The sequence below is a fragment of the Amycolatopsis sp. NPDC034160 genome (genome assembly GCF_055575355.1).
In genome coordinates, this window is sequence record NZ_JBVISU010000017.1 from 15,227 (window position 1) to 35,008 (window position 19,782).

The window sequence follows — 19,782 nt, forward strand, 5'->3', positions numbered from 1 at the left end:
CGTGCCGGGGCTCAGTCGCGCAGACGGCGGCCCTGCGCGTCGGTGCCGCCGTTCGTCAGCAGCACGATCCCGTCGACCATCGGCCAGACCACCCCGATGCCGCAGGTGAACACCACGACCGCCAGTTGCCCCAAAGCGAGTCCGACATGCCCGGTGTAGAACCGCCCGATCCCGAACGGCAGCACGATCTGCAGCACCCCGGCCGCGATCTTCGACTTCGGTGAGTACGGCAGGACGGCGGCGGGCTGCTGGTACACGGGCAAGAACGGCGGCGGGTCGAACCGCGGCGCGAGGTACGTTGGATGCGGGGCGGGCAGGTCCTGGAACAGCGGCCGGAGTTCGCCGAGCGTCACGGCCTCGTACGCGGCGAGGACACGACCCTCGTACTCGTCGGGCGTGATCCTCCCCTGGCTGTAGTGGTCGGCGAGCAGCCTTGCCGCCTCCTCGCGCTCGGCGGTGCCGACGCGCATCTCGTCCGGGTCCGGTTGCTGGGACATGGTCCCAAGGTAGCCCGCTTCACACCCGCGGCGCGGCGAGCGCGGCGCCACCAAGAAGTTCTTGGTGGGGCCTAGAGTGTCCGTGTGTCACGGGCTGGCGGTGCCGGAGTCGCCCAGGTGGTCGCCGCATACCTCGACCATCTGGTGGTCGAGCGCGGAACCGCGAGGAATACGCTCGACAGCTACTCACGCGATCTGCGCCGGTACATCGCCTACCTCAGCGAAGCCGGCGTCGAACGCTTCGCCGACGTCACCCCGGCGCACATCACCTCGTTCGGCGCGGCGCTGCGCGAAGGCGACGAAGAGCACCAGCCGCTTGCCGCGTCGTCGGCGGCTCGCGCCCTCGTCGCGGTGCGGGGGCTGCACAAGTTCGCGCACGCCGACGGCATCACCGAAAGCGATCCGGCCCGCGAGGTCCGCCCGCCCGCTGCGGCGAAGCGGCTGCCCAAGGCACTGCCGGTGCACGAAGTGCTGAAACTCCTGGAAACCCCGCCACCGGAAGGCGAACGCGCGCTGCGGGACCGCGCGCTGCTGGAACTGCTCTACTCCACCGGCGCGCGGATCTCCGAGGCCGTCGGACTCGACGTCGACGACATCGACGACACCGAACGGACCGTGCTGCTCGACGGGAAGGGCGGCAAACAGCGCATCGTCCCGATCGGCCGCCCCGCGCTCGAAGCGGTGCACGCCTATCTCGTCCGCGCGCGGCCGGTGCTCGCCACCCACGGCAGGGGGACCCCGGCGATGTTCCTCAACGCCCGCGGTTCCCGGCTTTCCCGGCAAAGCGCGTGGCAGGTTCTCAAGGACACGGCGGAAGCCGCGGGCATCACGGCGGGCGTCTCCCCGCATACGTTGCGCCATTCCTTCGCCACGCACCTGCTCGAAGGCGGCGCCGACGTCCGTGTCGTACAGGAACTGCTCGGTCACGCCTCGGTGACCACCACTCAGGTGTACACGCTGGTCACGGTCAACACGCTCCGCGAGGTTTACGCGACAGCACATCCCCGCGCGCTCGGTTAATCGACCCGATCGGCCCCGGCGAGCCGCTTTGGCTCGATTCGCGATCCGCGCATAGGCTGCCGGAGACCTAGCCGAAGAGGAGCTTTCGCGCCATGTCGACACCGAACGAGCCGGCGAAGCCGTCCGCGTCCGCCGGTTCGGCCGCGGCGAGCCTCAGCCAGGTGACCATCGCAACCCCCGCCGAACACGACGGCGACGAACCGTCGGAGGACACGATCTCTTCCCGTGGCCGCAAGGCCAAGCGCGCCAAAGAAACCAAGCAACAAGAACTCGAGAGGGAAGGCATCGGCCCCACCGGCCGTCCCCTCCGCGAGATCCCCGAGCCGCCGGTTCTGGACCGGCACGGCCCCGCACTGGTGATGGCCATGTGCAACCAGAAGGGCGGCGTCGGCAAGACCACCTCGACCATCAACCTCGGTGCGGCGCTCGCCGAATGCGGCCGCCGGGTCCTGCTGGTCGACTTCGACCCGCAGGGCGCGCTCTCGGTCGGCCTCGGCATTCAGCCGCACGAGCTGGACCAGACGGTTTACAACGTCATCATGGAGCGCTCGGTCAGCATCACCGACGTCATCCGGAAGACCCGGGTGGACGGCGTCGACCTGCTGCCGAGCAACATCGACCTGTCCGCGGCCGAGGTCCAGTTGGTCGCAGAGGTAGGGCGCGAACACACTTTGTTACGGGTCCTTCGTCCGGTCATGAACGACTACGACTATGTTCTTGTCGACTGCCAGCCCTCGCTAGGCCTGCTGACGGTGAACGCACTGACCGCCGCGGACGGTGTGATCATCCCGCTGGAGTGCGAGTTCTTCAGTCTGCGAGGCGTAGCGCTCCTGATCGACACCATCGAGAAGGTGCAGGAACGCCTCAACCCCAAACTGGACATCACGGGGATTCTCGCCACCATGTACGACCCGAGAACCCTGCACTCGAAGGAGGTCATGGCGAGAGTGGTGGAGGCATTCGGCGACATCGTGTTCGACACGGTGATCAACCGCACCGTGCGGTTCCCCGAGACGACAGTCGCGGGCGAGCCGATCACGACCTGGGCCCCCAAATCAGCCGGCGCGGCAGCCTATCGCGCGCTGGCCCGCGAGGTGATCGCCCGGTGAGCAGGCGAGCTTCCCTGCCCGGAGCGTCCGAACTTTTCAGGATCACCTCCAGCCCCGCCCTCGATCTCCCGCCCGCGCCCGCGCAGCCCGCCCCCTCGACGGGGAACGGCACCGGGAACGGTTCGGCGGACGGGGACGGGCAGGCGCACAAGGACCAGCTGACCAGGGCCGCGCGCAGCGGTTCGGGGCGGACCAAACACGACGCGAAGATCACCGTCTACGTCTCCGGCGACGAGCTGCTGGCGATGGAGCAGGCCAGGCTGAACCTCCGCGCGAAGCACGGGCTCGTGCTCGACCGCGGCAGGCTCGTCCGCGAGGCGGTGGCCGTCCTGCTGGCCGATTTCGACGCGGCCGGCGAGGAGTCGGTCCTCGTCCAGCGCTTGCGGGCGGGCGCCGAGGGCGGGAAAGAGACCGAGAGCTGATGGACGACCCGGCCGCGGCTGCTCCCAGCGGCTCAGAGCCGGTCGAGCGGACAGAGGCAGAGGAGACCCCCGCCGTGCACGAGACCGTGCACGGCGGGATGGTCCCCGAAGGACTGGCCAGCGAAGAGCTGAGCACGTCCAAGTTCAAGGTGAACCTGGCGAACTTCCAGGGCCCGTTCGATCTGCTGCTCCAGCTGATTTCGCAGCACCAGCTCGACGTCACCGAAGTCGCGTTGCACCAGGTCACTGACGATTTCATCGCCTACACCCGTGCGCTCGGCACGGAATGGAACCTCGACGAGACGACCGAGTTCCTGGTCATCGCGGCCACCCTGCTCGATCTCAAGGCGGCGCGGCTCCTGCCCTCGGCGGAGGTGGAGAGCGAAGACGACCTCGCGTTGCTCGAGGCGCGGGACCTGCTGTTCGCGCGCGTGCTGCAGTACCGGGCGTACAAACAGGTCGCGGCGCTGTTCGGCGAGCTGGAGGCCGGCGCTCTGCGGCGCTATCCGCGGTCGGTCGCGCTCGAAGACCGGTTCATGGGGCTGCTGCCCGAGGTGATGCTCGGCGTCGACCCGGCGAAGTTCGCCGAGATCGCGATCGCGGTCTTCCGGCCGAAGCCGCCGCCGACGGTGTCGATCGCGCACATCCACATGGGCCGGGTCTCGGTGCGCGAGCACGCCGCGCTGCTGCGGCTCAAGCTCGCGGAGCTGGGCGAAGCGACCTTCAGTGAGCTTGTCGAAGACTGCGAACACACCGTCGAGATCGTGGCGCGGTTCCTCGCGCTGCTGGAGCTGTACCGCGAGGCGACGGTCCAGTTCGAGCAACTAGAGGCGCTCGCCGAATTGCACGTGCGCTGGACCGGCGGGTCCGTGGCGGAGGCGTCGGTGGCGGCCGAACACGATCTGGCCGTCGTTGAGGACGAGGAGTACGGGTGAGCCCCGAGAGCACCGAAGAGACCGAAGACACCCGAGTGGAGCCGGAAGAGACTGCGAAGCCAGACGAGACTGCAGGACCGGAAGAGATTGGGGAGCCGTTCGCCGACGAGCCGGTGTCCGACGACGCTCCCGCCGACGAGGGGCTCGTGGCGGCGGGTGCCGGGGACTATCCCGACCTCACCTCCGACGAGGCGCTCGAAGCCGCCCTCGAAGCGTTGTTGCTGGTCGTGGACTCGCCGATCAACGAGGAATCGCTCGCCGAGACCGTCGGCCAGCCCGAGTCACGGGTGACCGTCGCGCTGCGCACGATGGCGCAGAAGTTCACCGAGCGATCCAGCGGAATCGACCTGCGCCGCGTCGGCGAAGGGTGGCGGTTCTACACTAGAGACGTCTATGCCCCGTTCGTGGAGAAGCTTCTGCTCGACGGCCAGCGTTCCAAGCTGACGCGAGCCGCTCTGGAGAGCCTCGCCGTGATCGCCTATCGGCAGCCGGTGACCAGAGCCAGGGTCGCCGCCGTCCGAGGGGTGAACGTGGACGGGGTGATCAGGACGCTGCTGGCACGCGGCCTGATCGAGGAGATGGGGACCGACCCCGAAACCACAGGCACGCTGTATGTGACGACCGAGCTGTTCCTGGAGCGACTGGGCCTCTCGTCCTTGGCCGACCTTCCGCCCATCGCTCCATTGCTACCCGAAGTGGACACCATCGATGACATCTGACCCGCATCCCGACGGCATTCGGCTGCAGAAGGTCCTTTCGCAGGCGGGCGTCGCCTCCCGGCGCGCGGCCGAGGACCTGATCGTGCGCGGTCGCGTGAGCGTGGACGGCAAGGTGGTCACCGAACTCGGCCGCCGGGTCGATCCGGACAACTGCGTGATCCACGTGGACGGCACCCGCGTCCAGATCCGCGAGGACCTCGTCTACCTCGTGCTGAACAAGCCCAAGGGCGTGCACAGCACGATGAGCGACGACCGCGGCCGCCCGTGCGTCGGCGACTACCTGCGCGGCCGGTACGAAGAGACCCCCGGCATCGTGCACGTCGGCAGGCTCGACGAGAACACCGAAGGCCTGCTGCTGCTCACCAACGACGGCGACCTCGGCCACCGGCTGATGCACCCGTCGTTCCAGGTACTGAAGACCTACTTCGCCGAGGTCGAGGGCATCGTCCCGCGTGGGCTCGGCAAGGAACTGCGGGCAGGCTTCGAACTGCCGGACGGCATCGTCAAGGTCGACCAGTTCCGGGTCAAGGACATGCTCGCCGGCCGGACCCAGATCGAACTGGTCATCCACGAAGGCCGCAAGCACATCGTGCGGCGGCTGATGGCGGCCACCGGGCACCCGGTGCGCAAACTGGTCCGGACCGCGCTCGGCGACGTTCAGCTCGGCGCCCAGCGCTCGGGCTCGATCCGTCGGCTCAACCGCGGCGAGGTCGGTTCGCTCTACCGTGCGGTCGATCTGTAAGACTTTCCGCTCTACTGCGTGACTGATCATCGCGTTTAGCTCTCCCTGACGGGCTTTCAGCCGACGGGGAAGGGCTCAACCGTGAAAACAGTTGTGCTGGCAGGGATTTTGGCGGTCGCCGCGGCCGTGGTCGCGGCGCCGCAGGCCGCGGCGAAACCGCGGGGCAGCGAACCGGTCTACGATTTCGCCCAGGCCGTCCGCGAGACGGCCTGGGTGGACATCGGGCTCGACGGCGACGGCGACGGCCGCTCCGACCGGGTCGCCGCCGACATCATCCGGCCGAGGGAACCCGCGGCGCGGGGCACGAAGGTGCCGGTCATCATGGACGCGAGCCCGTACTACTCGTGCTGCGGCCGCGGCAACGAGAGCGAACTCAAGACCTACGACCCGGCGGGCAGGCCGGTCGGGTTCCCGCTCTACTACGACAACTTCTTCGTCCCCCGCGGGTACGCCGTGGTACTGGTGGATCTGGCCGGTACCAACAAATCTCGCGGCTGCACCGATATCGGCGGGCCCTCGGACGTCAATTCGGCCCGCAAGGTCGTCGACTGGCTGAACGGCCGGGCGAACGGGTACACCTCCGCGACCGGCTCCGCGAGAACGAACGCGTCGTGGTCGACAGGCGCTGTCGGCATGATCGGGAAGTCCTACGACGGCACGATCGCCAATGGCGTCGCGGCGACCGGGGTCGACGGGCTCAAGACCATCGTGCCGATCGGCGCGATCAGTTCCTGGTACGACTACTACCGTTCCGACGGCGCGAACCTGCGTCAGGGCAGCCCCGCCGGGTTGGCGCAGACCGTCTCCCAGCGCAACGGCGGCCAGAACTGTGCCGGGGCCAACCGGAAGCTCACCGAGGGCGCGACCGCGAACGGTGACTACAACTCGTTTTGGCTCGACCGGGACCACGTTCAGAGCGCCTCGAAGGTGAAAGCGAGTGTGCTCGCTTCGCACGGCCTGGGCGACCTCAACGTCAAGATGATCAACTTCGGACAGTGGTGGGAAGCGCTGCGGGTGGAGCGCAAGGTGTGGCTGACGCAGGCCGGTCACGTCGATCCGTTCGACTACCGGCGATCGGCGTGGGTCGACACCCTGCACAAATGGTTCGACCACTACCTGCTCGGCGTCGACAACGGGATCGAGAAGACCCCGGGCGCGAGTGTTGAACGCGCTCCCGACGTCTGGGTGGATCAGGCGGCGTGGCCCGCGGGGAGCGCGGTGACCCTGCGGCCCGCGGCCGGCGGCACCCCGGGTGTCGGAACGCTCGGCACCACCGCCGGAACGGGTACGGCGTCGTTCACCGACTCGTCCGGCCAGACCTCGAACGGCTGGGCGGCGCGGCCGACGGAGACCTCCAGTGGCCGCGTGCTGTTCAGCACCGGCGCGCTCGCGAAGGACCTGCACGTCTCCGGGACCGCGAAGGTGACGGTGACCGCGACGCCGTCGACGTCCACCGCGCGGCTCTCGGCGATCTTGGTGGACTACGGCCCGGCGACGATCCGGAACTACACCGGACCGAAGGAAGGCATCAAGAACGAGGTGACACAGTCGTGCTGGGGATCGAGCGCTTCCGGCAATGACGCCTGCTACCTGAACACGAGCACCGACTCGGTCTCGGTCGGGCTGAACATCATCAGCCGCGGCTGGGCGGATCTGGCCAACTATCGGTCACTGGGCCAGGAATCGCCGCTGACGCCGGGACAGCCGTACACCATGACGTTCCGGCTGGCGAGTACGGATCACGTTGTCCCGCAGGGACATCAGCTCGCGTTGATCATCGGCGGGACGGACGGTTCGTTCATCTCCGGTCCGGCGCAGTACCCGAAGATCACGGTGGATCTGGGTAAGACTTCGCTGGCTCTGCCGGTCGCGGGTGCGGGTCCGGCGGCTGTTCCGGCTCCGTTGCCGGCGGCTCCGGCGCAGATCGCTCCGGCGGGTGCTTCGGGGCTGGAGCGCGGGTAAGCGATGCTATGAAAGGTCCTTTCCTCGCAAAATTTGCCAGGAAAGGACCTTTCATAGCGCGTGGGACCGGGCAGTCGGGCTTCAGCGCCCGGCGGTGACGATCCAAACCCCGCCGGGAATCCGTACCCCCTGCGGTGTCTCGAATTCGCCGAGCGCGTCCCGTACCCGGTCGCGGAGCCCGGCGATCGAGTCCGTGTCCACGGTCCGCAGGTTGTGCCGGATCGGGGCCATCGAGAAGACGAACTCGGTCGCGTCAGGAGCGTCCGCGCCGAAGTTCATGTCCGCGTCCACCGGAGTGATCTCGATGCCACCGAAACCCGCGGCCGTGAGCACCTCGGCGATCCGTTCGGGGGCCAGCAGGGAACCCATCCCGCGTGCGGCGGGCGACGGCTCACGGAGGTAGGGCGTGAGCGCCGCGGTCGCCCGGGCGTAGGCACTGTCGGCGTTGCCCGATCGCGGCCCCAGGAAGGCCAGCCTGCCGCCTGGTGCCAGGGCGTCGCGGAGATGTCCGAAGGCCGCCACCAGGTCGGCGAAGAACATCACGCCGCCCCTGCTCAGGATGACGTCGAAGCCGGGCCCTTCGAACGGGTGGACCTGCGCGTCTCCCTGGACGAACTCGATATTCGTGATGTTCTCGGCCGCCGCGTCCAAGCGGGCCCTTTCCACCAGCGGCGCCGAAATGTCGATGCCCAGCGCGTGCCCGCTCCCGGCCTTTCTCGCGGCCAGCCGGGTGGTGAGCCCGGCGCCACAGCCGACGTCCAGGACCGCGGCGCCGTCTTCGATGTTCGCGGCGGCGAAAAGCGGCGCGTCGAAGGACTCCATCATTCCGTTGTAGCGCTCGGGATGCTCGGCCCAGAGTTTCCCCTCCCAGCCGTTCCACGCTTCGGCTTGCTGCTGATTGGCGATCGTCACCATGAGGTCTCCCCGCATCGTTACTAGAGTTGGACTCTAGTGTTTGACTCTAGAGATAGACTCCAATCATGAGTGGTGTCAAGGCCGCCAAGGCGGCCGAAACGCGGCGGCGGATCATCGAAGCCGCCAAGGATCTCTTTCTCGCCGACGGCTATGGGGCGACCACGCTGCAGCAGGTCGCCGACCGGGCGGGGGTGGCCGTCCAGACCATCTACTTCGCCTTCCGCAACAAGCCGACGTTGCTGAAGGAGCTGGTCGACGTCGCGATCGCCGGCGACGACCGTCCGGTGGCGACCATGGAGCGGCCATGGTTCGCGCGTGTGGTGGACGCTCCGGACGCGGGGACGGCGCTCACCGCTCTCGTCGCGGGTAGCCGCGCCGTGCTCGAACGGGTCGCCGCCGTCAGCGAAATGGTGCGCGCCGCGACCGCGGCCCACCCCGAACTCCGTGAACTGTGGCCGGAGCGCGAGGACCCCCGCCACACCGTGCACGTGGCGGCGGCGAAGGCCTTATCGGGGAAGCCCGGTGCCAGGGCCGATCTCGCCGTCGACGAGGCGGCGGACATTCTTTACGCCCTGCTGAGCCCGGAGCTGTTCCTCATCCTCACGCGTGACCGCGGGTGGGACCCGGCGGCGTGGGAACGCTGGGTCGAGGGGCTTCTGGCCGCCCAGGTGCTCGACGGCGGCTGACGGAGGCGAGATGTCATGAGGGGTCCCCATGGGACAAATTTCGTCCTATGGGGACCCCTCATGACACTTCGGGACCGGGCGCGTCAGCCGGTCTGCGAAGCGGGACTCTTCGACCCGAACGGCTTCCGCTGCAGCGCGCGGGCCACCGGTTCGACGATCCGCGCGGCCGTCGGGCCGAGGACCGCCATCAGGAGCACGTAAGCCGTCGCGAGGGCCGCCAGTTCGCCGGTCACGGCTCCCGCGGCCACCGCCAGCCCGGCGATGACGATCGAGAACTCACCGCGGGCGACCAGTGCGGCTCCGGCACGGGCCCGGCCCATCTTCCCGATGCCCTGTCTCCGCGCGGCCCACCAGCCGGTGCCGACCTTCGTGAGCGTGGTCGCCACCGCCAGCACGACCGCCCAGCCGAGCACGGGCGGGATCGACGCGGGGTTCGTGTTGAGACCGAACACGACGAAGAAGATGGCCGCGAAGAGGTCTCGCAGCGGTTCCAGCATGTGTGTCGCGTTCTCCGCCGTGGAGCCGGAGATCGCGATGCCGAGCAGGAACGCGCCGACCGCGGCCGACACCTGCATCGCCGAAGCGAGCCCCGCGACGAGCAGCGCCGCGCCGAGGACCTTGAGCAGGAACACCTCGCGATCCGGGCTGTCCACCGCCGCGGAGACGTAGCGGCCGAACTTCAGCGCGATCACCAGGACGACGGTGATCACCAGTAGTGAGATCCCGACCGCCTTCATCCCGCCGAGGAAGCTCACGCCACCGAGCACCGCGGTGAGGATCGGCAGGTACAGCGCCATCACCAGGTCTTCGAACACCAGGATCGACAGCACCACCGGCGTTTCCCGGTTACCGAGCCTGCCGAGGTCGCCGAGCACCTTCGCGATGATCCCGGACGACGAGATGTAGGTGACGCCCGCGAGCACGATCGCGCCGATCGGTCCCCAGCCGAGGATGAGCGCGACGATCGCGCCCGGCGCGGCGTTGAGCACGATGTCGACGATCCCCGCCAGCCACGAGCGTTTGAGCCCGGTGAACAGTTCGGCCGCCGAGTACTCCAGGCCCAGCAGCAGAAGTAGGAGGACGACGCCGATCTCGCTGGCGAGGTGGGTGAAGTCGCCGATGTCGCCGAGCGGGATCAGCCCGCCCTGCCCGAAACACAGGCCTCCGATCAGGTACAGCGGGATGGGGGACATCCCGATCTTCCCGGCGAGGCGGCCCAGCACACCCAGGCCGAAGAAGACCGCCCCGAGTTCGATCAAGGACAGTGCGGTGTGATCCATCCGCGCTCAGCCGTACTTGAGGATCTTGATGGCGGACTCGAGGCCGTCGGACGTGCCGACCGCGACGAGCACGTCGCCGGCGGTGAGGTTGAAGTCCGGCGTGGGGGAGGGGTGGACCTGCCCGGCGCGCATCACCGCGACCACCGAGACACCCGTCCTCGTCCGCATGGCCGTGTCGCCGAGAGTGCGCCCGTCGAACGGCGACGAGGCCTTGATCGGCAGCTGCTTGGTGTTGATCCCCGGCAGATCCCGGTGCTCCTCGGTGAGCTGGGCGACCAGCTGGGGCGCGCCGAGCAGGTTCGCCAGCGCCCCCGCTTCGTCGTTGGTGAGCGGAAGTGAGGCCAGGCAGGCGTCGGGATCGTCCGTTTTGGACACGATCAGCTCGACATGCCCATCGCGGTGGGTCACCACGCCGACGCGGCGGCCGTTGCGAGTGGCGAAGTCCTTGCGGACACCTATTCCGGGGAGCGGAGTCACTTCGACGTTCACGTCATCAACAGTAACTCACTGTCCGTTTTGCTTCGGGCAGATGAGGAACAGCGCCGAGCTCAGGATCATCAGGGCGCACGTCGCGCCGTGGATGCCGAGCGCGGCGCCCATGGACCCGTTGTGGGTCAACACGATCAGCATGTCGCCGAACGGGATGAACGCCAGCGCGAGCAGCGCACAGCCCAGCGCGCGGGCGTTGCGGAAACACGAGCAGCGCGAGCACCACGAGTGCCGTGCCGATGTCGCGGACACCTTTGACCGCGAGGATCGGATCTCCCTCGGGCGGCATCACCGGCAGCCCGAAGCCACCCGTCTGGGTCTGCGGAACTGCCTAGCGTTGCTAGGACTCGCATATCACCACCTCGCCGTGGGCGGCTGAGGCGTGTCGTGCGCCACCAGGCAGAATGGACCTCGATCAGGTGAGCGACGAAGAGTCAGAGGAGAGTTTCGGTGGCGGGAGCCCTGCGTGGTGTGGTCGCGATGGACGGCCCGTCCGGAACCGGGAAATCCACGGTCTCGCGGAAGCTCGCGACGAAGCTCGGCGCCGGCTACCTCGACACCGGAGCGATGTACCGCATGGTCACCCTCGCCGTGCTGCGCGCCGGGGCCGACCCGGCCGACGCGCCGTCCGTGATCGCCGTCGCGGAGCAGGCCGAACTCGGCATCGGAACCAGCCCGGACGAAGCGACCGTCACCCTGGCGGGTGAGGATGTCACCGCCGAGATCCGCGGCGCGGACGTCACTACGGCGGTATCGCCGGTTTCGGCCGTCCCCGCGGTCCGCGAGCTGCTGGTCGCGCGGCAGCGTGAACTCATCGCCGAGGTACTCGGCCGGGTCGGCGGCATCGTCGTCGAAGGCCGCGACATCGGCACCGTCGTCGCCCCGGACGCCGAGCTGAAGGTCTTCCTCACCGCTTCGGCCGAGGTCCGCGCCGCACGCCGCAGCGCGCAGGACTCCGCCGCCGGTCGCGAGTCCACTGTGGACGTCGCGAAGGCGGCGGTGGAACGGCGTGACCGGCTCGACTCCACGCGGGCGACGTCGCCCCTGCGCGCGGCCGACGACGCCGTCGAGGTCGACACCTCCCGGCTGAACATCGACCAGGTGATCGTCGCGCTGGCGGAACTGGCGCTGCACCGCGGCCTGCTCGAAGGCTGCCCGGCGGAGGCGGCCAGGTGAGCGCGAGGGGACTGCCCGAAGGCGCGAGCGGCCCGCTGCACACCTTCGGCAGGGGTATCTCGAAGTTCATCGTCCGGCCCGCGTTCCGGGTCCGGCTGCACGGCGGCGACCGGGTACCGGCGTCGGGTCCGGTGGTGTTCATCGCCAACCACAGCTCGATGGTGGAACCGCAGCTGCTGTTCGGAATGTTGTCGCGGCGCACGGCGTTCCTCGTCAAGGAGGAACTCTTCCGTGGGTTCGTCGGCTGGTTCTTCCCGAAACTGGGCCAGATCCCGGTGAAACGGGGCGCGGTCGACCGCAGACCGCTGATGACGGCGGTCAAGGTGCTCGAGGACGGCGGCGCGGTCGGGATCTTCCCCGAAGGCACCCGCGGCCTCGGTGACGCCGAAAACTTCGAGCGCGGCGCGGCCTTCCTGGTCCGCGCCGGGAACGCGACCGTGGTACCGGTCGCCACTCGGGGGACGTACAAACCCGCCGGCGCCAGGAGGCGTTGGCGGCCACGCGTCGACATCATGGTCGGCGAACCTTTCACTCCCGCCATCGGGAAGGGAAGGACAGGGCTGGAGGAGGGAACCGAGCGGCTTCGCATCGCGCTCGCGGACCTCGTGAAGGCACTGGACGAATGGCGCTTGGAGCACGGGCTCCAAGACACGCGACAGGATTGAGTAGATGACAGAGCTTGACGGAGTCGGCGAAATCGACGGCTCCTGGTCCGACGAGTCCGAATTCACCGCGCTGGACGCGCAGATCGCCGTCGGCGAGGCCGAGGAGGAGGCGCAACTCGCGCAGCCGGTCCTCGCCGTGGTCGGTCGGCCGAACGTGGGCAAGTCGACCCTGGTCAACCGCATTCTCGGCCGCCGTGAGGCGGTCGTGCAGGACGTTCCCGGCGTGACCCGGGACCGCGTCGCCTACGACGCCTTCTGGGCGGGCCGCCGGTTCACCCTGGTCGACACGGGCGGCTGGGAGCCGGACGCGACCGGGCTGCAGGCCTCCGTCGCCGCGCAGGCCGAGATCGCGATGGCCACCGCCGACGCGGTGCTGCTGGTCATCGACGCCAGTGTCGGCGCGACCGCGACCGACGAGGCCGCCTCGAAGGTGCTACGCCGTTCGAAGAAGCCGGTGCTGCTCGTCGCCAACAAGGTCGACGACGACCGCCTGCTCGCCGACACCGCCTCGCTGTGGTCACTCGGCCTCGGCGAACCGCATCCGGTCAGCGCGTTGCACGGCCGTAGTTCGGGTGATCTGCTCGACGCCATCGTCAAGGCGTTGCCGACGATGCCCCGTGACGGCGACCGCGCCACCGCCGGCCCGCGCCGCGTCGCGCTCGTCGGCAAGCCGAACGTGGGCAAGTCCAGCCTGCTGAACAAGATCTCCGGCGAGGAGCGGTCCGTGGTGGACTCGGTCGCCGGTACCACGGTCGACCCGGTCGACTCGCTGGTCGAGCTGGATGGCGACACCTGGCGGTTCGTCGACACGGCCGGTCTGCGCAAGCGCGTCAACTCCGCGAACGGCGCGGAGTACTACGCGTCGCTGCGGACCAAGACCGCGATCGACGCGGCCGAGGTCGCGATCGTGCTGCTGGACGCCGCCGAGCCGCTTTCGGAGCAGGACCTGCGGGTGCTGACCATGGTCGTCGAGGCGGGACGTGCCTGCGTGCTCGCGTTCAACAAGTGGGACCTCGTCGACGAGGACCGCCGCCACGCGATGGTCCGCGAACTCGACCGCGGCCTGGTCCGGGTGCCGTGGGCGGAGAAGGTCAACATCTCCGCGCTCACCGGCCGTTCCGTGCGCAAGCTCGCGCCGGCGCTGCGGACCGCGCTGAAGTCCTGGGACCAGCGGGTTCCCACCGGTCAGCTGAACGGCTGGCTCGCCGACCTCATCGCCGCGACCCCGCCGCCGGTGCGCGGTGGCAAGCAGCCGAAGGTGCTGTTCGCGACCCAGGCGGGCATCCGCCCGCCGACGCTGGTCCTGTTCACCACCGGCTTCCTCGAGGCGGGCTACCGCCGGTTCATCGAACGCAAATTCCGCGAGCGATTCGGCTTCGAAGGCAGCCCCGTCCGGGTGAATGTCCGGGTGCGGGAAAAGAAGCAAAGGCCCAAGGTCGGCGGAAAAGCGGTCAGCGGAAAAGCGGCTGGAAAACCGAAGAACCGCTGAATTTCTCACGATGTAGGTGAATAGTTCACTGCGTGGACACGCCGTTGACCTCGGGTTACGGCGTGTCCACCGGGTGAGTTTCGACACTCTGTCGAGACCCTCCTGAGATATGTCGCCCACCTGAGGTAAAGTCATAGGTCTGTTAGCGGGCGCCTCATTCGGAGAGCGAGCCCGAATGACGCACTTCGCGAAAGGTGTGTGATGGGCTTGAGCGCCCATGGTTCTTTCCTGCCCGTGGTGACAGCCCGATGACCTTGACCGCCGACTCCCGTCCGCCCGCCGGTGCCGCCGATGACGCGGAAAGCCCGGTCGCCGACCGCGCCCTGTTCCGGTCCGGGCCTGGCGCCGGTGAGCGCACCCTGATCGACATCCTCGCCGAGACCGCGCTCCGCCACCCCAACGCCGGCGCGATCGACGACGGCGAGACCACACTGTCCTACCGCAAGCTCGTCGAAGAGATCGACGACTACGGCCGCAAGCTGACCGCCAACGGCGTCGGCGTCGGCGACCGGGTCGGCGTCCGGATCTCCTCCGGCACCGCCGAGCTGTACGTCGCCATCCTCGCGATCCTGTCCGTCGGCGCCGCCTACGTGCCGGTCGACGCGGACGACCCCGACGAGCGCGCCGAACTGGTCTTCGGCGAGGCCGACGTCGCCGCCGTCGTCACCGATGGCGGCGCGATCACCGTCACCGGCACGCCCGGCGGTGTCGAAGGCACTCCTTCCCCTGCCGACGACGCGTGGATCATCTTCACCTCGGGTTCGACCGGTAAGCCGAAGGGTGTCGCGGTCTCGCACGCGTCCGCCGCCGCGTTCGTCGACGCCGAAGCCCAGCTGTTCTTGACCGAGGAGCCGATCGGCCCCGGCGACCGCGTGCTCGCCGGTCTGTCCGTCGCCTTCGACGCGTCGTGTGAAGAGATGTGGCTCGCCTGGCGCCACGGCGCCTGCCTGGTCCCGGCGCCGCGTTCGCTGGTGCGGACCGGGGTCGACCTCGGCCCGTGGCTGGTCGCGCAGGGCATCACCGTCGTCTCGACCGTCCCCACGCTGGCCGCGCTGTGGCCGTCGGACGCGCTCGAAGACGTCCGTCTGCTGATCTTCGGTGGCGAAGCCTGCCCGCCGGAACTGGCCGAACGCGTCGCTGTCGAAGGCCGCGAAGTCTGGAACACCTACGGTCCGACCGAGGCCACCGTCGTCGCCTGCGCCGCGCAGATGACCGGTGAGGGCCCCGTCCGGATCGGCCTGCCGCTCCTGGGCTGGCAGCTCGCCGTCGTCAACGAGGCCGGCGAGCCGGTCGCGATGGGGGAGACCGGCGAGCTGGTCATCGGCGGCGTCGGCCTGGCCCGCTACCTCGACCCGGAGAAGGACGCCGAGAAGTTCGCGCCGCTGCCCTCGCTGGGCTGGCGCCGCGCGTACCGCAGCGGTGACATGGTCCGCGCCGAGGCCGAGGGGCTGCTGTTCCTCGGGCGCCTCGACGAGCAGGTCAAGCTCGGCGGCCGCCGGATCGAACTCGGCGAGGTCGACGCCGCGCTCCAGGCGCTGCCCGGGGTGCAGGGCGCGGCCGCCGCGATCCGTCGCACCAAGGCGGGGAACCAGGTTCTCGTCGGCTATGTCGTGCCCGCCGAAGGTACCGAATTCGACCACGACGAAGCCGCGACCCGGCTGCGCGAGCAGCTGCCCGCCGCGCTCGTCCCGCTGCTGGCGCTGGTCGGTGACCTGCCGACGCGGACGTCCGGCAAGGTCGACCGCAACGCCCTGCCCTGGCCGCTGTCCACTGTGGACGCCGCGAAATCCGGGCTCTCGCCGACGGAGAGCTGGTTGGCCGAAGGCTGGTCCGAGATCTTGGGTGTTTCGGTCGGCAACCCGAAGGCCGACTTCTTCACCAACGGCGGCGGGAGCCTGACGGCCGCGCAGCTGATCGCGCGGATCCGCACGCGACATCCGCAGGTGTCGGTGAACGACATCTACGCCAACCCGAAGCTCGGCGCGCTGGCTTCGCTGCTGGACGCGCTGAGTGGCCAGAAGACCGAACGCCGCGACATCGTGCCGACCCCGCGCAAAGCCGGGATCATTCAGTCCCTGCTGATGATCCCGCTGATGGGATTGGTCGGCCTGCGCTGGACGACGATCGCCGCGGCGCTGTCGAACGTGCTCTCCCTCGCCGGTTTCGGCTGGGCGCCGACGCTGCACTGGGCGTGGATCGCCGTCGCGTGGGTCGTGCTGTTCAGCCCGGCTGGCCGGATCGCGATCTCGGCGACCGGCTCGCGGCTGTTGCTGCGCGGGGTCCGCCCCGGCAGCTACCCGCGTGGCGGCAGTGTCCACTTGCGACTGTGGACGGCCGAGAAGCTCGCCGAGTTCAGTGGCGCGGACAGCGTCGCGGGCGCGTCCTGGATGACGACGTATGCCAAGGCACTCGGCGCGCGTATCGCCAAGGACGTCGACCTGCACTCGCCGCCGCCGGTCACCGGCATGCTGAAACTGGGCCGTGGTGCCGCCGTCGAACCCGAGGTCGACCTGACCGGGCATTGGGTGGACGGCGATCTTGTGCACATCGGCAAGATCCGCATCGGCGCGGACGCCCGGATCGGCTCGCGCAGCACGCTGTTCCCCGGCGCGCGGATCGGCAAGGGCGCGGAGATCGCGGCCGGGTCGACCGTCCGCGGCGTCGTCCCCGCCGGGCAGCGCTGGGCAGGCGCCCCTGCGGCGCGGACCACCAAGGACTCGCTGAAGTGGCCGTCGAGCCGCCCACCGCGTTCGCGGTTCTGGTCGTCGGTCTACGGCGCGACCTCGGTCGCGCTCGGTCTCCTGCCCGCCGTCGCCGCGCTCCCTGCCGTCGCGGTCCTCGGTTACGCGATCGCCGGTACTCCTTCGCTGGGCGCCGCGCTCGGACGGGCTCTGCTGTTCACCCCGCTCGCGACCATCGCGTACTTCGTGACCTACGCCCTGCTCGTGCTGGTGGGCGTCCGTTTGCTGAGCATCGGCATGGTCGAGGGTTACCACCCGGTGCACGGCCGCGTCGCATGGCAGGTCTGGGCGACCGAACGCTTGATGGGCATGGCGCGTGAGGGGCTGTTCCCCTTGTACGCCAGCCTGTTCACCCCGGTGTGGCTCCGGCTGCTCGGGGCGAAGGTCGGCCGCAACGTGGAGGCGTCCACCGTCCTCGCGGTGCCGAAGATGACCCAGGTGGACAGTGGCGCGTTCCTGGCGGACGACACCATGGTCGCCACCTACGAACTCGGCCACGGCTGGCTGCACGTCGCGCCCGCCCGGATCGGCAAGCAGGCGTTCCTCGGCAACTCGGGGATGACCGCGCCCGGCCGTTCCGTCCCCAAGCGAGGGCTGGTCGGTGTGCTGTCTTCGACGCCGCTGAAGGCGAAGAAGGGGTCCTCGTACCTCGGGATGCCGCCGCTGCCGGTCCGCCGGTCGGTCGGCGAATCCGACACGAGCCGCACCTACACACCGCCGCTGCGGCTGAAGGCGGCCCGCGCGCTGGTCGAACTGTGCCGGATCGTGCCGGTGATGTGCGGCGTCGCGCTCACCGTGCTGGTTGCCGCCGGTATCTTCGCGCTGGCGTCGGCGTACGGCTTCCTGGTCGCCGTGTTGCTCGGCGGGCCGCTCATGTTCGCCGCCGGTGCCGTCGCCGCGCTGACCGCCACCGCGATGAAGTGGCTGCTGGTGGGCAAGTTCCGCGCGGTCGACCATCCCTTGTGGAGTTCGTTCGTCTGGCGCAACGAACTCGCCGACACCTTCGTCGAGGCGCTCGCCGTGCCGTGGCTGGTCGGTTCACTGGGCGGCACACCGCTGCTGCCCGCGTGGCTGCGCACCCTGGGCGTCAAGATCGGTCGCGGCGTGTGGCTGGAGACGTACTGGCTGCCCGAATCGGACCTCGTCAGCCTCGGCGACGGCGCGACGATCAACCGCGGCTGTGTCGTGCAGACGCACCTTTTCCACGACCGGATCATGACGATGTCGCCGGTGACCCTGGACGAGGGAGCGACGCTCGGGCCGCACGGTATCGTGTTGCCCGGCGCGAGCATCGGCGCGCGGACGACCGTCGGACCGGGGTCTCTGGTGACCCGGGGCGACGCGGTTCCCGCCGACTCTCGGTGGCTCGGGAATCCCATCTCGGCCTGGACGAAGTAGGGAAGCGGGGTCTTCGCGGGTGATTTCGAAGGCCTCCGCGCAACCCTCGCCCGGCGCGGACACCTCCGGCGATTCCTATCTGCCCCTGCACGGCAACGGCGGTTACCGTGTCCGGCACTACGATCTCGAGCTGGACTACAAGATCGGCCCCAACCGGCTTTCGGCCGCCGCGGTGATCACCGCCGAGGCGACGCAGGCGCTGTCGCGGTTCACCCTGGACTTCGGCGATTTCCGGATCAACCGGGTGCTGGTCAACGGGAAACCCGCCAAGTACACGCGGCGCGGGCACAAGCTGAACGTGAAGCCGGCGAAGTCGTTGCCCGATGGGAGCGAGTTCGTCGCGGAGATCCACTATGTCGGCAACCCACGCCCGATCCCCGGGCTGTGGGGCGACATCGGCTGGGACGAACTGACCGACGGCTCACTCGTCGCGAGCCAGCCGGTCGGTGCGCCGTCGTGGTTCCCGTGCAACGACCATCCGGCGGACAAGGCGACCTACCGCGTCGCGCTGACGACGTCGTCGCCGTATGTCGTGGCGGTCACCGGGAACCTGGTGTCGCGGCACGGTCGCGCGAGCACCACCCGGTGGGTCTTCGAACGGCGCGAGCCGACGCCGACATACCTGATGAGCGTCCAAATCGGACGGTACGACGACATCGAACTGGTCTCGGGCGCCATCCCCGGCTGGTTCTCCCATCCGGAAGCCGCCGCGTACCGGATCAGCCTCGTCGGCGACCAGGTGCTGGCTTCCGTTCCGCAGCGGGCCGCCGTGCCGCCGCGGCTGCGCCGGCCGTTCTCCCGCGATTTCGGGCGGCAGGGCCAGATCATGGACGCCCTGCAGCGGCTGTTCGGGCCTTACCCGTTCGGTGAGTACGTCATCGTGGTCACCGACGACGATCTCGACGATCCGATCGAAGCGCAAGGCATGTCGATCTTCGGCGCCAACCACGTCGACGGACGGCGCACCCACGAACGCCTCGTCGTCCACGAACTGGCGCACCAGTGGTTCGGCAACAGCCTCACCGTCGCGGACTGGCGGCACATCTGGCTGAACGAGGGCTTCGCGACCTACGCGGAATGGCTCTGGTCCGAGGAATCCGGCGGGCAGAGCGCGCACTCGTGGGCGAAGACGTGGCACGTGCGGATGAAGGCGAAGCCCGCGGATCTGCGTCTCGCCGACCCCGGGGTGGCGCGGATGTTCGACGAGCGGGTGTACAAACGCGGCGGCCTTCTGTTGCACGCCTTGCGGTGCACCGTCGGCGACGCGGTTTTCTTCCCGCTGGTGAAGGCATGGGCGACGGAGAACCGGCACGGTTTGGTGACTACCGCCGCTTTTGTGGCGCTGGCTGAACGGTTCGCTGGTCGCTCTCTCGCCGGCTTCTTCGCCGCTTGGCTGGAGGCTCCGGCGCTGCCTCCGCTACCGCCGCTGCCTTGAGGCGCTTGCGCTGATGTCGCGAAAGCCACTTTCGGGACATCTGACGTCTCGAAAGTGGCTTTCGCGACATCCGCGGAGTTGTCCACAGTGGGGCTGATGTGG

The 19,782-nt window shown here is 69.1% G+C and carries 18 protein-coding genes and 1 pseudogene; 13 read left to right on the forward strand and 6 right to left on the reverse strand.

Going from position 1 to position 19,782, the window contains the following annotated elements; translation table 11 throughout:
• Positions 1-11 precede the first annotated feature (11 nt).
• Positions 12-497, reverse strand: coding sequence for a DUF1707 domain-containing protein (locus ACZ54P_RS28775; RefSeq protein WP_465464703.1), 486 nt, complete (start codon positions 495-497; stop codon positions 12-14).
• Between the two features lie 117 nt (positions 498-614).
• Here ACZ54P_RS28775 and xerD point away from each other — a divergent pair, with 117 nt between their 5' ends.
• The 7 genes from xerD (at position 615) to ACZ54P_RS28810 (ending at position 7,406) form a co-directional block, all read left to right on the forward strand.
• The gene (gene xerD / locus ACZ54P_RS28780; RefSeq protein WP_465464839.1) at positions 615-1,517 is read left to right on the forward strand and encodes a site-specific tyrosine recombinase XerD; all 903 of its coding nucleotides are present in this window, start codon (positions 615-617) and stop codon (positions 1,515-1,517) included.
• A 161-nt stretch (positions 1,518-1,678) separates the two neighbouring features.
• Positions 1,679-2,626 carry a ParA family protein gene (locus ACZ54P_RS28785; protein ID WP_465464704.1) on the forward strand — a complete coding sequence of 316 codons (948 nt, stop codon included), beginning with the start codon at positions 1,679-1,681 and terminating at the stop codon, positions 2,624-2,626.
• The gene (locus tag ACZ54P_RS28790; protein ID WP_465464705.1) at positions 2,623-3,048 is read left to right on the forward strand and encodes a cobyrinic acid a,c-diamide synthase; all 426 of its coding nucleotides are present in this window, start codon (positions 2,623-2,625) and stop codon (positions 3,046-3,048) included. The genes ACZ54P_RS28785 and ACZ54P_RS28790 overlap by 4 nt, the downstream gene beginning before the upstream one ends.
• Complete coding sequence (locus ACZ54P_RS28795; protein ID WP_465464706.1) at positions 3,048-3,983, forward strand: segregation and condensation protein A; 936 nt, start codon at positions 3,048-3,050, stop codon at positions 3,981-3,983. Before ACZ54P_RS28790 ends, ACZ54P_RS28795 begins: the two co-directional genes overlap by 1 nt.
• On the forward strand, positions 3,980-4,702 hold the full coding sequence (gene scpB, locus ACZ54P_RS28800; protein WP_465464707.1) for an SMC-Scp complex subunit ScpB: 723 nt from the start codon (positions 3,980-3,982) through the stop codon (positions 4,700-4,702). The genes ACZ54P_RS28795 and scpB overlap by 4 nt, the downstream gene beginning before the upstream one ends.
• Complete coding sequence (locus tag ACZ54P_RS28805; protein WP_465464708.1) at positions 4,692-5,444, forward strand: pseudouridine synthase; 753 nt, start codon at positions 4,692-4,694, stop codon at positions 5,442-5,444. The genes scpB and ACZ54P_RS28805 overlap by 11 nt, the downstream gene beginning before the upstream one ends.
• Positions 5,445-5,537: 93 nt before the next feature.
• Positions 5,538-7,406, forward strand: a complete 1,869-nt coding sequence (locus tag ACZ54P_RS28810) for a Xaa-Pro dipeptidyl-peptidase (protein ID WP_465464840.1) — start codon at positions 5,538-5,540, stop codon at positions 7,404-7,406.
• Between the two features lie 81 nt (positions 7,407-7,487).
• On the opposite strand, the gene ACZ54P_RS28815 is transcribed toward ACZ54P_RS28810, so the two are convergent.
• A complete protein-coding gene (locus ACZ54P_RS28815) occupies positions 7,488-8,321 on the reverse strand; it encodes a class I SAM-dependent methyltransferase (protein WP_465464709.1) in 834 nt (277 codons plus the stop codon).
• A gap of 65 nt (positions 8,322-8,386) precedes the next feature.
• Between ACZ54P_RS28815 and ACZ54P_RS28820 the strand changes: the two genes are divergently transcribed.
• On the forward strand, positions 8,387-9,007 hold the full coding sequence (locus tag ACZ54P_RS28820; protein ID WP_465464710.1) for a TetR/AcrR family transcriptional regulator: 621 nt from the start codon (positions 8,387-8,389) through the stop codon (positions 9,005-9,007).
• An 83-nt stretch (positions 9,008-9,090) separates the two neighbouring features.
• On the opposite strand, the gene ACZ54P_RS28825 is transcribed toward ACZ54P_RS28820, so the two are convergent.
• The 4 genes and pseudogenes from ACZ54P_RS28825 to ACZ54P_RS28840 all read right to left on the reverse strand — a co-directional run.
• Positions 9,091-10,287, reverse strand: a complete 1,197-nt coding sequence (locus ACZ54P_RS28825) for a cation:proton antiporter (RefSeq protein ID WP_465464711.1) — start codon at positions 10,285-10,287, stop codon at positions 9,091-9,093.
• A 6-nt stretch (positions 10,288-10,293) separates the two neighbouring features.
• Entirely contained in the window at positions 10,294-10,776 is a 483-nt protein-coding gene (locus ACZ54P_RS28830; protein WP_465464712.1) for a cation:proton antiporter regulatory subunit, read from the reverse strand.
• A gap of 15 nt (positions 10,777-10,791) precedes the next feature.
• On the reverse strand, positions 10,792-10,917 hold the full coding sequence (locus ACZ54P_RS28835; RefSeq protein WP_465464841.1) for a hypothetical protein: 126 nt from the start codon (positions 10,915-10,917) through the stop codon (positions 10,792-10,794).
• Positions 10,918-10,990: 73 nt separating this feature from the next.
• Positions 10,991-11,065, reverse strand: a pseudogene (locus ACZ54P_RS28840) (DUF4267 domain-containing protein); the annotation flags it as partial.
• Between the two features lie 182 nt (positions 11,066-11,247).
• Here ACZ54P_RS28840 and cmk point away from each other — a divergent pair.
• From cmk to ACZ54P_RS28865, 5 genes are all read left to right on the forward strand, one after another.
• Complete coding sequence (gene cmk, locus ACZ54P_RS28845) at positions 11,248-11,952, forward strand: (d)CMP kinase (protein ID WP_465464842.1); 705 nt, start codon at positions 11,248-11,250, stop codon at positions 11,950-11,952.
• Positions 11,949-12,617: a lysophospholipid acyltransferase family protein gene (locus ACZ54P_RS28850; RefSeq protein WP_465464713.1), complete on the forward strand. Its 669-nt coding sequence runs from the start codon at positions 11,949-11,951 to the stop codon at positions 12,615-12,617. Before cmk ends, ACZ54P_RS28850 begins: the two co-directional genes overlap by 4 nt.
• A 4-nt stretch (positions 12,618-12,621) precedes the next feature.
• Positions 12,622-14,106, forward strand: a complete 1,485-nt coding sequence (der, locus tag ACZ54P_RS28855; protein WP_465464714.1) for a ribosome biogenesis GTPase Der — start codon at positions 12,622-12,624, stop codon at positions 14,104-14,106.
• A 248-nt stretch (positions 14,107-14,354) separates the two neighbouring features.
• Positions 14,355-18,245: a Pls/PosA family non-ribosomal peptide synthetase gene (locus ACZ54P_RS28860; protein ID WP_465464715.1), complete on the forward strand. Its 3,891-nt coding sequence runs from the start codon at positions 14,355-14,357 to the stop codon at positions 18,243-18,245.
• A 19-nt stretch (positions 18,246-18,264) separates the two neighbouring features.
• Positions 18,265-19,680 carry a M1 family metallopeptidase gene (locus ACZ54P_RS28865; RefSeq protein WP_465464716.1) on the forward strand — a complete coding sequence of 472 codons (1,416 nt, stop codon included), beginning with the start codon at positions 18,265-18,267 and terminating at the stop codon, positions 19,678-19,680.
• Positions 19,681-19,782 lie beyond the last annotated feature (102 nt).